This is a genomic window from Inquilinus sp. (assembly GCF_057815775.1).
The window spans coordinates 1-11,462 of the sequence record NZ_JBYRFX010000672.1 but is presented as its reverse complement, the minus strand read 5'-3'; the positions used below and the strand labels follow the sequence as shown (position 1 = coordinate 11,462).

15 protein-coding genes are annotated in these 11,462 nt (G+C 68.5%); 6 read left to right on the top strand and 9 right to left on the bottom strand.

Going from position 1 to position 11,462, the window contains the following annotated elements:
• Positions 1-391, bottom strand: a 391-nt coding sequence (locus tag AC3XYG_RS23380; RefSeq protein ID WP_489142268.1) for an iron-containing alcohol dehydrogenase, incomplete at its 3' end; no start/stop codon positions are given.
• Positions 392-588: 197 nt separating this feature from the next.
• Between AC3XYG_RS23380 and AC3XYG_RS23375 the strand changes: the two genes are divergently transcribed.
• Positions 589-1,326, top strand: a complete 738-nt coding sequence (locus tag AC3XYG_RS23375; RefSeq protein WP_489142267.1) for a FadR/GntR family transcriptional regulator — start codon at positions 589-591, stop codon at positions 1,324-1,326.
• An 18-nt stretch (positions 1,327-1,344) separates the two neighbouring features.
• On the opposite strand, the gene AC3XYG_RS23370 is transcribed toward AC3XYG_RS23375, so the two are convergent.
• The 8 genes from AC3XYG_RS23370 to AC3XYG_RS23335 form a co-directional block, all read right to left on the bottom strand.
• Positions 1,345-1,548, bottom strand: coding sequence for a DUF1127 domain-containing protein (locus tag AC3XYG_RS23370; RefSeq protein ID WP_489142266.1), 204 nt, complete (start codon positions 1,546-1,548; stop codon positions 1,345-1,347).
• Positions 1,549-1,609: 61 nt separating this feature from the next.
• Positions 1,610-2,479 (bottom strand): alpha/beta fold hydrolase, encoded by an 870-nt coding sequence (locus tag AC3XYG_RS23365; protein WP_489142265.1) that lies wholly within the window; start codon positions 2,477-2,479, stop codon positions 1,610-1,612.
• Between the two features lie 3 nt (positions 2,480-2,482).
• The gene (locus tag AC3XYG_RS23360; RefSeq protein ID WP_489142264.1) at positions 2,483-2,632 is read right to left on the bottom strand and encodes a hypothetical protein; all 150 of its coding nucleotides are present in this window, start codon (positions 2,630-2,632) and stop codon (positions 2,483-2,485) included.
• 103 nt (positions 2,633-2,735) lie between these two features.
• Complete coding sequence (locus tag AC3XYG_RS23355) at positions 2,736-3,566, bottom strand: helix-turn-helix domain-containing protein (protein ID WP_489142263.1); 831 nt, start codon at positions 3,564-3,566, stop codon at positions 2,736-2,738.
• Between the two features lie 206 nt (positions 3,567-3,772).
• Positions 3,773-4,732: a nucleoside hydrolase gene (locus AC3XYG_RS23350; RefSeq protein ID WP_489142262.1), complete on the bottom strand. Its 960-nt coding sequence runs from the start codon at positions 4,730-4,732 to the stop codon at positions 3,773-3,775.
• A 76-nt stretch (positions 4,733-4,808) separates the two neighbouring features.
• On the bottom strand, positions 4,809-5,009 hold the full coding sequence (locus AC3XYG_RS23345) for a (2Fe-2S)-binding protein (protein WP_489142261.1): 201 nt from the start codon (positions 5,007-5,009) through the stop codon (positions 4,809-4,811).
• Positions 5,010-5,077: 68 nt separating this feature from the next.
• Positions 5,078-5,707, bottom strand: coding sequence for a CDP-alcohol phosphatidyltransferase family protein (locus AC3XYG_RS23340; RefSeq protein WP_489142260.1), 630 nt, complete (start codon positions 5,705-5,707; stop codon positions 5,078-5,080).
• Positions 5,704-6,708: a lysylphosphatidylglycerol synthase domain-containing protein gene (locus AC3XYG_RS23335; RefSeq protein WP_489142259.1), complete on the bottom strand. Its 1,005-nt coding sequence runs from the start codon at positions 6,706-6,708 to the stop codon at positions 5,704-5,706. The genes AC3XYG_RS23340 and AC3XYG_RS23335 overlap by 4 nt, the downstream gene beginning before the upstream one ends.
• Before the next feature lie 349 nt (positions 6,709-7,057).
• Here AC3XYG_RS23335 and AC3XYG_RS23330 point away from each other — a divergent pair, with 349 nt between their 5' ends.
• The 5 genes from AC3XYG_RS23330 (at position 7,058) to AC3XYG_RS23310 (ending at position 11,382) form a co-directional block, all read left to right on the top strand.
• A complete protein-coding gene (locus tag AC3XYG_RS23330; RefSeq protein ID WP_489142258.1) occupies positions 7,058-8,200 on the top strand; it encodes an ABC transporter ATP-binding protein in 1,143 nt (380 codons plus the stop codon).
• 22 nt (positions 8,201-8,222) lie between these two features.
• The gene (locus AC3XYG_RS23325) at positions 8,223-8,711 is read left to right on the top strand and encodes a DUF2165 family protein (protein ID WP_489142257.1); all 489 of its coding nucleotides are present in this window, start codon (positions 8,223-8,225) and stop codon (positions 8,709-8,711) included.
• Positions 8,712-8,794: 83 nt separating this feature from the next.
• Positions 8,795-9,739, top strand: coding sequence for a glycosyltransferase family 2 protein (locus AC3XYG_RS23320; RefSeq protein ID WP_489142256.1), 945 nt, complete (start codon positions 8,795-8,797; stop codon positions 9,737-9,739).
• Between the two features lie 146 nt (positions 9,740-9,885).
• Positions 9,886-10,434 (top strand): GNAT family N-acetyltransferase, encoded by a 549-nt coding sequence (locus AC3XYG_RS23315; protein WP_489142255.1) that lies wholly within the window; start codon positions 9,886-9,888, stop codon positions 10,432-10,434.
• 18 nt (positions 10,435-10,452) lie between these two features.
• Positions 10,453-11,382 (top strand): glutaminase, encoded by a 930-nt coding sequence (locus AC3XYG_RS23310; RefSeq protein ID WP_489142254.1) that lies wholly within the window; start codon positions 10,453-10,455, stop codon positions 11,380-11,382.
• The last annotated feature ends 80 nt before the right edge of the window (positions 11,383-11,462 follow it).

The following is an 11,462-nucleotide window of genomic DNA, read 5'->3' as shown; positions in this document are numbered from 1 at the left end:
CGTTGACGTAATCCATGATCGCGCCGCCATGGCGCTTGATCAGGTTCGCGACCTTGGCGGTGTCGATGGTCGAGCCGCCGCCGAGCGCGACGAAGCCGTCGACGTCGGCCGTGGCCGCGAAATCCGCGGCGCGCGACAGCGAGTCCAGGCTGGGTTCGACGGCGATGTCCTCGAACCTGACGACGCCGATGCCGCTGCGCTCGATGATGCCGGCCACCCGGTCGACCAGGCCGAATTGATGCAGCGCCGGGTCGGCCACCAGGGCCAGGCGGGAGACGCCGAGGCGTTTCAGCTCCCAGCCCAGCTCCTCGACCGCGCCGGCCCCGAATTTCAGCTGCGTCGCTTCCAGCGTGAACACGCTTTCGCGGTCGGATGGGATTCCGTTCGTCACCCGTCACCTCCCTTGTCCCGCCCCCGAACCCCGCAGGCGTTCGAGCCGGGGCGGATCGAGGCGTTGTCACGGATGCGATCTTCGGCTTCCGAGCCGGGAAGTCAATCACCTGCCGGTCACAATGTCATCATATGAATTGTGGCAGAAGCCGTTGATATACCTTAGTATGAAGTTGAATTTTTATCAGCGGAGCGGCATTGACCACGGCCAGCCCCCTCGCCCCACCCGCCACCACGGACCGTCGCCTCGGCCGGCCGCCGCCGCTGGCCCACCGCGTCTATGATGCGCTGCTTGATGACATCACCGCCGGCCGGCTGAAGGCCGGCGATCGGCTGCCGGTGGAGCCGGCCCTGGCCGAAAGCTTTGGCGTCAGCCGGACGGTGATTCGCGAGGCGGTGTCGCGGCTGAAGGCGGACGGGCTGGTGCGCAGCCGCCAGGGCGCCGGAGTGTTCGTGTCCCAGGCGCGCAGCCAGCGGGCCTTCCGCATCGCCGAGGCCGATGGCGGTGGCGCCAAGCTGGTGCGGGAGATCTTCGAGCTGCGGCTGGGCCTGGAGGTCGAGGCCGCGACCCTGGCGGCACGGCGCCGCAGCGCCGAGGATCTGAAGGCCCTGCACGCCGCTGTGGCGGCGATGGAGGCGACCAAGCTGGGGGCCGATGACGGTGTCGCCGCGGATGTCGACTTCCACCGCCGCATCGCCCTGGCCGCCGCCAACGCCCAGTTCGCCGACCTGCTGCGCTATCTCCAGGTGTTCCTGCGGCAGAGCATCAGCATCGCCCGCGCCAACACGCGCCGGCAGCCGCATCTGATCGACGCCGTGATGGAGGAGCACCGGGCGGTGCTGCGCGCCATCGAGGCCGGCGATGCCGAAGCCGCCGGCGCCGCCATGCGCGACCATCTGCTGCGGGCGCAGCGCCGGCTTGGCCTGGGCGACTGAGCCTCCCGGCACCGGTCCTCAGCCCTGCCAGAACGGCCGGGCGGCTTCTCGGCAGGCGGCGCCGCGGTCGAGGCCGAGGTCGCGCAACTCGTGGTCGCTCAGCAGATCGAGCCGGGGCCGGGTTCGGGCCCGCCGCAGCCAGAGCGCCAGGGTCTGCATCAGGCCCGGGGCCGGGCTCGGGCGGCGTGCAACGACCCGCCGCCGCAAGACATGCGTCGTCATGGATATCTCCGTTGTCTCGGATTCAGATGAGGGGGGGGTGAGGCTTCGCCCCGCCCGGCTGTCAGCCGGCGCGCAGGCCCCAATGGGCGCGCAGCTCCTGGTTGAACTCCACCGCGCGCTCCTCGGGGAAGAACAGCCTTGCGCCCTTCAGCTCGATGCGCCGGCGGGTACCCGGGATCACGTCGGCCAGCCAGTGCGACCATTTCACGTCGAAATAGACATCGTCGGTGCCCCAGACGATCAGCGTCGGCGCCCTCAGGGTCCGCAGCTGCGGCTCGACCGCCAGCGTGTGCCGGGCGTCGAAGGCGGCCAGGAACCGCCCGAAGTCGTCGGTGCGCTGCTCGCTGCGCACCAGCGGCCGCAGATAGGTCTCGATTCTGTCGTCGGACAGGCGTTCGGGATGCTCATAGGCCGGACCCAGCGCCTGGGCCGAGCGGTAGAAATCCTTGTCCGCCAGCATGGCGTCGAGCGCGCCGCGCAGGCCGCCAGCCGCCGCCAGCGCCAGGAAGGGCTTGAACGCCTCTGGCGGCCAGTTGTCTTGGGCGTCGCAATCGGTCAGCGCCAGGCTGCGGACGCGTTCGGGATTCAGCGCCGCGAAGATCTGGGCGATGCCGCCGCCGCTGTCATTGCCGACCAGGTCGACTTGGTCGATCTGCACGGCGTCGAGAAACTGCCGCAGCATCGTCGCATTGGCCGTCACCGACACATCCTGGTCCGGCGCGATCTCAGTGTCGCCATGCGCCAGCAGATCCACCGCGATGCAGCGGCGCAGGTCGGACAGCTGGGCCAGCTGGTGGCGCCACAAATGGCCATTCAGCAGGACGCCATGGACGAACAAGGCCACCGGGCCGGCGCCGGATTCGGTGTAGCTGATCCGGCCCGAGGGGGTGACGACGCTGTGCCGCGTGGTCGTGGGACGATCGGGGCGCATCGCTTACGCCTCGTCCACGGTCGCGGCGGCGGCTTCGCCCAGCGCCTGGGCGCAGGCCTCGCAGCACACCTCCACGATCTGGCCGCCGATCGTCACCTTGATGCTGTCGGCGTCGAGCTCGCAATCGCAAGCCGCGCAGGTTCTCTCGGTCATGTTGGCTTCTCCGTCTCCGCCCGACATCCGGGCGTGAGACAAAGGAACCATTCCGGGGCCGATGGCCGCTGTCGGATTCTTTAGCGATCTGTCCCTGGGGCCATCAGCGCAAACGAACCGAACGCTGGAACTCGGCCGGCGTGCGGCCGTAGGTCTGCCGGAAGGCGGAGCTGAAATGGCTGTGGCTGGAAAAGCCGAGATCCAGGCCCAGCGCGGTCAGGTCGTCATACTGGCCCAGCAGGTCCAGCGCCCGCGCCAGCCGCAGGCGCAGCTGGTAGCGGTACAGCGGCATGGCCTCGACCTGCCGGAACACCTGGGTGAGATAGACCGGCGAGACGCCAACCTCCGCCGCGATCTCGGCCAGGGTCCAGCGCCGCGCCAGGTCGGAGGACAGCACCAGCTTGGCGCGGTCCACCAGCTTCTGCAGGCTGGCACTGGCCCCGGCGGCGTGCGAGGTCCGCTCGCCCAAGGCACGGCGCACCAGCGTCAGCGCCAGGGTCTCCGCCTCCAGCGGTTCGGCGGCCTGGCGCTTCAGCCCGTGCCGCAGCAGCGCCACCAGCGCCTGGCTGCGCGCGTCGATGCGCAGGCGCTGCCGGCGGAACGCCAGCGCATCGCCGTCGTGCAGTTGCTCCTTCGGCGCCAGCTCCTGCAGCCAGGGTTCCGCGATCACCAGATCCAGGCAGGAATCGCCGCCCGCCACGGGGTGGCTGACGCGATAGCCCTCGCCCGGGTTGAAGAACAGCACCTGGTTGGCCTCCGCCACGGCGTCGTCCTGGCCGAGATGCCGCACGAAGACGCCGCGATAGGGGAACACCAGATGGGTGGCCGCGGCGCATTCCTCGGCGCTGCGATGCCGGCACGTGCCGCCGCAGACGACGTCGCGGATCGCGACCGTCTCCGTCTGCAGCAGCAGCTCAACCGAAAGATCCGTCATTGTGCCGCCAGCATAGCCCAGATCGATTAGGGACCGTTTGGAAATGCGCTGGCGTGCTTCCTATAGACCCGTCATCGCGAGCCCCGCAGGGGCGTGGCGATCCAGAGATCGAGCCGCTGGATCGCCGCGTCGCTTCGCTCCTCGCGATGACGGTTCAAGGATTCATGCGGTCAGGTGACGGCATCAGCAGCAGTCACAACGATCGCTTAAAGGCGCTGCAGGGCCTGGTAGATCAGTTCGAAGAAGCCGTCGGCATCGATGTCGCGCAGCACCCGGCAGTTCTTCGCCCGGTCGGTGCCGCCCCACTTCCCGGCCATGCCCCACCAATCGACCACGGTCATGCCCAGCGTGTGCTCGCCCGACAGCTCGATCGCGACATGGCAGTCGCGGCCGCCGAACAGCTCCGGCTTCAGCAGGTAGGCGATGACGCAGGGGTCGTGCAGCGGCGCGCCCGTGGTGCCGTAGCGGTCCATGTCGAAGCGCTCGTAGAAGCCGAGCATGCCGACCACGCTCTTCGCCGCCGGCGTGCCCAGCGCCGCCACCTTGTCGAGCCAGGCCTTGGTGGTCAGCGCCTTATGGGTGACGTCGAGCGGCACCATGGTCAGCTTGATGCCGCTGGTCATCACCACATGGGCGGCGTGCGGGTCGACATAGATATTGAACTCGGCCGCCGGGGTGGTGTTGCCGCCCTCGAAGAAGCCGCCGCCCATGAACACGATCTCGCGGATCCGCGGCGCGATCTTCGGTTCGCGCACCAGGGCCGAGGCGATGTTGGTCAGCGGCCCGAGCGGGCACAGCGTGTAGGTGCCCTCCGGCGCCGCCATGATGGTGTCGATCAGCCAGTCGACCGCGTGGCCCGGAACCGGCCTAGTGGTCGGGTCGGGCAGGCCGGAGCCGTCCATCCCGGTCTTGCCATGCACCACCTCGGCGGTGACCAGCGGCCGCACCAGCGGGCGGATCGAGCCGGCGACCACCGGGATGTCGGTGCGCCCGGCCAGTTCGCACAGCTTCAGCGCATTGGCGGTGGTCAGCGACAGCGGCACGTTGCCGGCGACGGTGGTCAGGCCGGCGATCTCCAGCTCCGGCGACCCCATCGCCAACAGGATGGCGATGGCGTCATCCTGGCCCGGATCGGTGTCGATGATGATGCGCCTGGTCTCTGCCATTCAGCCCTCCCCTTCTCGGATCTATCGGGAGGTGGCTAGCACCGCGGCGCGGTGTCGTACAGGGGGAGCCGCAGCCTTATTCGGCGGCGAGCATGATCGGCAGGTCGTCCTGCTCGCGGTTGGCCTCGTTCACCATCTGGCGAACCGCGGTGACGCATTTGCCGCAGCGCGGGGCACAGCCCAGCCCGGCATAGACCTGACCCGCGCTGCGCGCACCGGCATCGACGGCGCAGCGGATCTGGGTATCGTTCAGGGCATTGCAGATGCAGATGTACATGCGCCGGCGGCTCCGAGGTCTCGCCGATGGATGTAGATGATATTGCGAATGAGTGTCAATAGGCGCTGTTAGCCGGCGCGCTGCTGCCCGGCCCGTGCCGCCCGCAGCCGGACCGCGGTGAGGATCGCGAACACCGGCCCGCCGATCGCCGCCCCGACCAGGATATAGGGGAACAGGCCGAACCACGCAGCCGGCGCGAACAGGTACAGCGTGTCGTCGAAGTCGAAGCCGAGGATGCCGACATAGGCCTTGGTCTCGACCGCGCCGGCGCTCTCCAGCCGCTGCGACAGGATCGAGGCCATCAGCACCCCGGCGCTGGCGAGCACGCCGAGCAATGGCCCCGCCATGCCCAGGCCGCTGGTGCGCAGCCCGATGCCGATGCACAGGAACAAGAGCGCGTTGACCGTGATGTCGCAGTAATAATCGTAGATGTGGCCGAAGGGCGACGACAGGCCGCCCAGCCGCGCCAGCTCGCCATCCGCCCGGTCGAGCAGGCAGGACAACAGCCAGATCACCCCGCCCCAGACCGTCCACTGGGCGTCGCCGACGGCGAAGGCGGCGCAGCTGGCCAGGCCGGTGATGAGGCGTCCGGTGGTCAGGTGGTTCGGCGTGACCCCGGTGCCGATCAGCGGCCGGACCATGATCCGGGTCAGGCGATGGGTCCAGGAGGTGTGGGGCTGGGTGTAGATCGACTTCATGTCGGTTCGCTGCGTGTTTCCTCCGGCGTCCGCAACAGGCGCCGGCCTTCGAGGAGATACCAGATCAAGAGGGCCGGCGCATGCAGCGTCAGCTCCCGGATGCGCTTGACCAGTGAGACGGACAGGCCGAGTTCCGGCGGCAGGCCGAACATGACGCCGAGCGCCAGGAAGGCGCCGTCCTGCACGCCCAGCGCGCCGGGGATCAGGAAGGCGGCGGTGCGCACCGCCTGGCCCAGGCTTTCCATCACCAGCGCTTCGGCGAAGCCGATATCGGCGCCGAGGACATGCAACGTCAGCCAGACCTCGCCGGCACCGAACAGCCAGGACGCCAGATGCGTGGCCGCCGCCTGGGTCATCGACCGGCGGTCGCGGTAGATGGCAATGACCGTGTCGTGCAGTCCGGTCAGCGAACGCAGGGCTGGCCAGTCGAATTGCTGGGCGATGCGGCCCAGCAGGCGTTCGAACAGCCGGAACATGCCCCAGCGCTGCGCCAGCACGAAGGCGACCCCGGTCAGGATGGCGATCGCCAGCCCCAGGGCGCCCCAGCGCAGCATGTCACCGCCGCCGATCAGCAGCAGCACCGACAGGCCGATGGCGAAGAAGCAGATCTGGGTCAGGAATTCGATGGTCAGGTCGACCAGCATCGCCGCACCGGCCTGCAGCGTGGTGGCGCCGTGCAATGCCAGCACGCGGGCGCCGAGCACGTCGCCGCCGACCTGGGCCACCGGCAGCACGGCATTGGCGGATTCGCGCACCAGCCGGGCCCACAGGAAGGTGCGGAAGCCGGCCGACCACACCGGCCGCATCGCCGCCTGCCAGCCCAGCGCGGAGAAGGACATCGCCACGAAATGGGACAGCACCACCAGCGCGATGCCGCCGCTGGCACCCAGCAGCAGCCGCGACAGCGCCGCGGCGTCCTGCGAGACGATCAGCCCGATGATGCCGAGCAGCCCGGCCAGGCCGACCACCGCGGTGGCGACCTTGATGACCCGCTTGTTCATGCGCAGACCCGCGGGCGCAGCGGTGCGAAGCCCTGAGATGGAAACGTCACTTTGCGGCGCCGATCCCGGCGGTCGGGCCAGTGGCCCGGGTCCTGGTACCCAGGATCATAATACGGTGGCGGCTCGGCATGCCTCGGCGGCTCCCTCGTGCGGCGGGCGGATTAACAGGATAGGCCGGGCATGTGTCAATCGCTCGACAGGTGGCCGCCCGCACAGGCAGGCGCCCGAGGCCGGCATCCCTGTTACAATCGTTCAAACATCAGATGATTTCGCGCCGTCTGTTCCAAAATGCTGGCCTCCGCCGCCAACGCTCTTTATGGTGCGGCAAAGTTTGCGCAGTGGAGGAAACATGGCTGGCGTTACGCTCCGTGGCATTCGGAAGTCGTTTGGTGACATCGAAATCATCAAGGGCGTCGATCTCGACATCCGCGACCACGAATTCGTCGTCTTCGTCGGCCCGTCCGGCTGTGGCAAGTCGACCCTGCTGCGGCTGATCGCCGGGCTGGAGGACATCACCTCCGGCGACCTCGCGATCGACGGGCAGAAGGTCAACGACCTGCCCCCGGCCGAGCGCGGCATCGCCATGGTGTTCCAGAGCTACGCGCTCTACCCCCATATGACGGTCTACGAGAACATGGCCTTCGGCCTGAAGCTCGCCAAGACCAACAAGGCCGAGGTCGAGCGCAAGGTCGGCGACGCCGCCAAGGTGCTGCAGCTCGAGCCGCTCTTGAAGCGCAAGCCGAAGGAGCTGTCCGGCGGCCAGCGCCAGCGCGTCGCCATCGGCCGCGCCATCGTGCGCAACCCGAAGGTGTTCCTGTTCGACGAGCCGCTGTCGAACCTCGACGCGGCCCTGCGCGTGCAGATGCGGATCGAGATCGCGCGGCTGCACAACGACCTGAACGCGACCATGATCTACGTCACCCACGATCAGGTCGAGGCGATGACGCTGGCCGACAAGATCGTGGTGCTCAGCGCCGGCCGGATCGAACAGGTCGGCTCGCCGCTCGAACTCTACCACCACCCGGACAACCTCTTCGTCGCCGGCTTCATCGGCAGCCCGAAGATGAACTTCATCGAGACCGAGGTCACCGCGGCCGAAGGCGCCACCGCGACGGTGAAGCTGCCGGGCGGCGGTTCCGTCACCGTGCCGGTGCAGCAGGGCCGCGCCAAGGCCGGCGACAAGGTCACGCTGGGTGTCCGGCCGGAGCACATGTCCGTCGCCCTCGGCGCCGCCGCCGGCCCGGCCTTCCCCGGCCAGGTCTTCGTGGTCGAGCGTCTGGGCGGCGAGACCTTCCTGTACCTGAAGACCGACGCCGGCATGATGACGGTGCAGACCGAGGGCGACAGCCGGGTCAAGACCAACGACCAGGTCTCGATCACCTTCGCGGCCGAGACCTGCCATCTGTTCGACGCGCAGGGCCAGGCGCTGCAGCGGGCGGAACGGCACCCGATGGCCGATCTGGGCCGCGAACCGGCGATGGCCCAGGCCTGAAATGACGACCGCCAGGATCCTCATGATCCTGGCGACGGCCGGGGTGGCGCTGTTCTTCACCCTGGTCGCGATCGGCAACCTGACCGATTACGGCTCCAACTTCGCCTTCGTCCAGCATGTGCTGGCGATGGACACCACCTTCCGGTCGCCCGCCCTGATGTGGCGGGCGATCACCGCGCCCTGGGCCGACCATCTGGCCTATGGGCTGATCATCGCCTGGCAGGTCGCCACCGCCCTGGTCTGCTGGGCTGGCACCGCCCGCATGGCCGCGCGCTGGGACGCCCCCGCCCTCCTGTTCTCCCGCGCCAAGAGCCTGGCCATGGCCGGCACCGGCATGGGCTTCCTGCTCTACGCCTTCGGCTTCGTCGCCATCGGCGGCGAATGGTTCGCCATGTGGCAGTCGCATGAGTGGAACGGCCAGGCCAGCGCCCACATCTTCCTGACCGTCTCCGGCATCGTCCTCCTGTTCCTCAACCAGAAGGATGAGGACCTGCCTTACGACATCGTCTGAGATCCTTTATTTCTCCAATCAATTTTGACGACCTCATAAGATCGATTTCCATGCCCACTCCCGCAAGAACAGCGGCGATTTGCGTGATCCGCGACGCCGCCGATATTCTTCCCTTTTTGTGCGGCCACTATCTGTGCCTCGGCTTCGACAGGCTGGTCTTCATCGACGACAGCTCGACCGACGGCACGGGCGATCAGCTGGGAAAACTGGCGGCCGCGACCGACAGGATCCTGACCAGGCGATCCCAGTACCGGGAACTGCGGCAGCCCGCCCTGATGACCGAGACCGCCAATAGCCTGATCGCGGATGGCTATCGGATCATCTTCCCATTCGACGCCGATGAATTCTGGAACATCGATCTGCACCGGATCCGGTCCGCCTCCGCGGCGGCGCCTTCGGGCTTGTTCGTCGGACGCTGGGTCCAGTTCGCCCAGAACCGCAGGCGTGTCCAGCCAAGCCGTTTCGGCCTCTTCCACGTGGCGAACCGGGCTCCGATCCTGACGGATGCTTCTCCCGAAGCCATCACGGCGCTCCAGCGGTCCTTCCTGTCCGCCTCCGAGCGGAAGGTCGGTTTCAGCGCTGACAGCCCCGTCTCGATCGGCCGGGGCCAGCACCACCTGCTCAGCGGCCCATCGACCGTGCTCGCGGAGGATCTTGAAGTCTTCCACCTGCCGCTGCGGTATGCCGCCGAGATCGAACGGCGCGCCGCGCGGGCGCCAAGGCTTTTGCGGGATGCGCGCCCCGGCGAAAGCTGGCAGTCCTGTCATTTCCGGGACGCCGTCCAGGCCGGCAGGCGCGATGAGGTCTGGGCCGCGAACAGTGTCGACGACGAGGGCTTTCTGACCCTCCCCGGGCACCGGGTTCCATCGATTCCGGATGACCGGCTGCAACGGCTCTTGCGCCGCGCATGGCTGTATATGGCGTTACACCATCCGCGGTATCTTCTGCGTTGGCTGTCAGGCAGGCATGACAACGCCCCGGGAATTCTCGACATCCCACCCAACGCCGACGGCCACAGGCCCCTTTGACGGCCCGCCGCAATCGGGTACAGGTCTGGGTCCCGATTTCAGCCCCGACACCGATCCATGCGCCTGACCTCCCGCCATAACGGCGAGACCGACATGTCCCCGACCGGCGCGGGCCGCGCTGCATGAGCGACGAGTCCCCCCTCCCCGTGGTTGTGCCCGTCGCCCTGAAGCTGGCGGATGAGCGCATCGCCGACGAGCTCGACCCGTCGATCGTCTTCACCGCGCTGCGGATTGAGGACCTGCCGATCATCGCGCGCTGGCTGAAGCTGCCGCACATCTCGATGTGGTGGGGCGATCCGGAGGCGGAGCTGGACGGCATCGCCGCGCATCTGATCGACCCGCATGTCGCGCCGTTCCTGGCGCGCGAAGGCAGCCGGCCGATCGGTTACATGCATGTCTATCACGCCAACCCCGACCCGTTCTGGGCCGGGCACGACCTGCCGCGCGAGACCTTCGGCCTGGACATGTTCCTGGGCGAGACCGACGTGATCGGCCGCGGCATGGGCACGCGGCTGGTGCAGCTGGTGCTGCGCCGCCTGCTGTCGCTGCCGGAGACGGCGCGGGTCCAGGTCGACCCCGCCCCGGACAACGCCGCCGCGGTCCGCGTCTATGAAAAGGCCGGCTTCCGCCAGATCGCCCCGATCGCCACCCCCGACGGCGCCGCCCTGTACATGGCGATCGACCGGACCGTCTGAGCCAAGGCCCGAATCCCCATGCCGGAACTGATCGAAGCCGTCAGCGACATCGCCGACGCCATGGCGCGGGAGCAGCGGCGCGGCACCGTCGCCAGCTATATCCCGGAGCTGGCGAAGGTCGATGTCGACCAGTTCGGCATCGCCGTGCACACGCTGGACGGCAGCACCTGCTGCGCCGGCGACGCCGACACGCAGTTCTCGATCCAGAGCGTCTCCAAGGTCTTCACCCTGACGCTGGCCCTGGGCGCGGTCGGCGATGCGCTGTGGCAGCGCGTCGGGCGCGAGCCGTCGGGCAATTCCTTCAACTCCATCGTCCAGCTGGAATACGAGAAGGGGCTGCCGCGGAACCCCTTCATCAATGCCGGCGCCCTTGTGGTCAGCGACGTGGTGCTGGCCGGCCATCCGCCGCGGGTGGCGATCGGGTCGATCCTGCGCTTCATCCGCGGGCTGGCCGATGACGAGACCATCGCGATCGACGAGACGGTGGCGCGGTCGGAGGCGGCGACCGGCTTCCGCAACCTGGCGCTGGCCGCCTACATGAAATCCTTCGGCAACCTGGTGCATCCGGTCGAGATGACGCTGGGCGTCTATGTCCACCAATGCGCCATCGCCATGACCTGCCGGCAGCTGGCCACCGCCGGCCGGTTCCTGGCCGATGGCGACGGCCGGAATTCGGCCGGGCACCGCGTGGTGTCGCCGGAGCGGGCGCGGCGCATCAACGCGCTGATGCTGACCTGCGGCCATTACGACGGGTCGGGCGACTTCGCCTTCCGCGTCGGCCTGCCCGGCAAGAGCGGCGTCGGCGGCGGCATCCTGGCGATCGTGCCGGGCCAGGCCTCGGTCGCCGTCTGGTCGCCGGGGTTGAACCAGCACGGCAATTCGCTGCTCGGCACCCTGGCGCTCGAACGGCTGGCCAAGGCGATGGGCTGGTCGGTCTTCGGCCCTTGAGGCGCCTGCCCTCCCTGCCCGCTCTGCGCGCCTTCGAGGCGGCCGGCCGCCATCTGAGCTTCCGGCATGCGGCGGCGGAG

Bases quoted from the DNA above. Each gene is read 5' to 3' on its own strand.
- AC3XYG_RS23370 (WP_489142266.1), bottom strand. From the start codon at position 1,548: ATGACGACGCATGTCTTGCGGCGGCGGGTCGTTGCACGCCGCCCGAGC.
- AC3XYG_RS23365 (WP_489142265.1), bottom strand. From the start codon at position 2,479: ATGCGCCCCGATCGTCCCACGACCACGCGGCACAGCGTCGTCACCCCC.
- AC3XYG_RS23360 (WP_489142264.1), bottom strand. From the start codon at position 2,632: ATGACCGAGAGAACCTGCGCGGCTTGCGATTGCGAGCTCGACGCCGAC.
- AC3XYG_RS23355 (WP_489142263.1), bottom strand. From the start codon at position 3,566: ATGACGGATCTTTCGGTTGAGCTGCTGCTGCAGACGGAGACGGTCGCG.
- AC3XYG_RS23350 (WP_489142262.1), bottom strand. From the start codon at position 4,732: ATGGCAGAGACCAGGCGCATCATCATCGACACCGATCCGGGCCAGGAT.
- AC3XYG_RS23345 (WP_489142261.1), bottom strand. From the start codon at position 5,009: ATGTACATCTGCATCTGCAATGCCCTGAACGATACCCAGATCCGCTGC.
- AC3XYG_RS23340 (WP_489142260.1), bottom strand. From the start codon at position 5,707: ATGAAGTCGATCTACACCCAGCCCCACACCTCCTGGACCCATCGCCTG.
- AC3XYG_RS23335 (WP_489142259.1), bottom strand. From the start codon at position 6,708: ATGAACAAGCGGGTCATCAAGGTCGCCACCGCGGTGGTCGGCCTGGCC.
- AC3XYG_RS23330 (WP_489142258.1), top strand. From the start codon at position 7,058: ATGGCTGGCGTTACGCTCCGTGGCATTCGGAAGTCGTTTGGTGACATC.
- AC3XYG_RS23325 (WP_489142257.1), top strand. From the start codon at position 8,223: ATGATCCTGGCGACGGCCGGGGTGGCGCTGTTCTTCACCCTGGTCGCG.
- AC3XYG_RS23310 (WP_489142254.1), top strand. From the start codon at position 10,453: ATGCCGGAACTGATCGAAGCCGTCAGCGACATCGCCGACGCCATGGCG.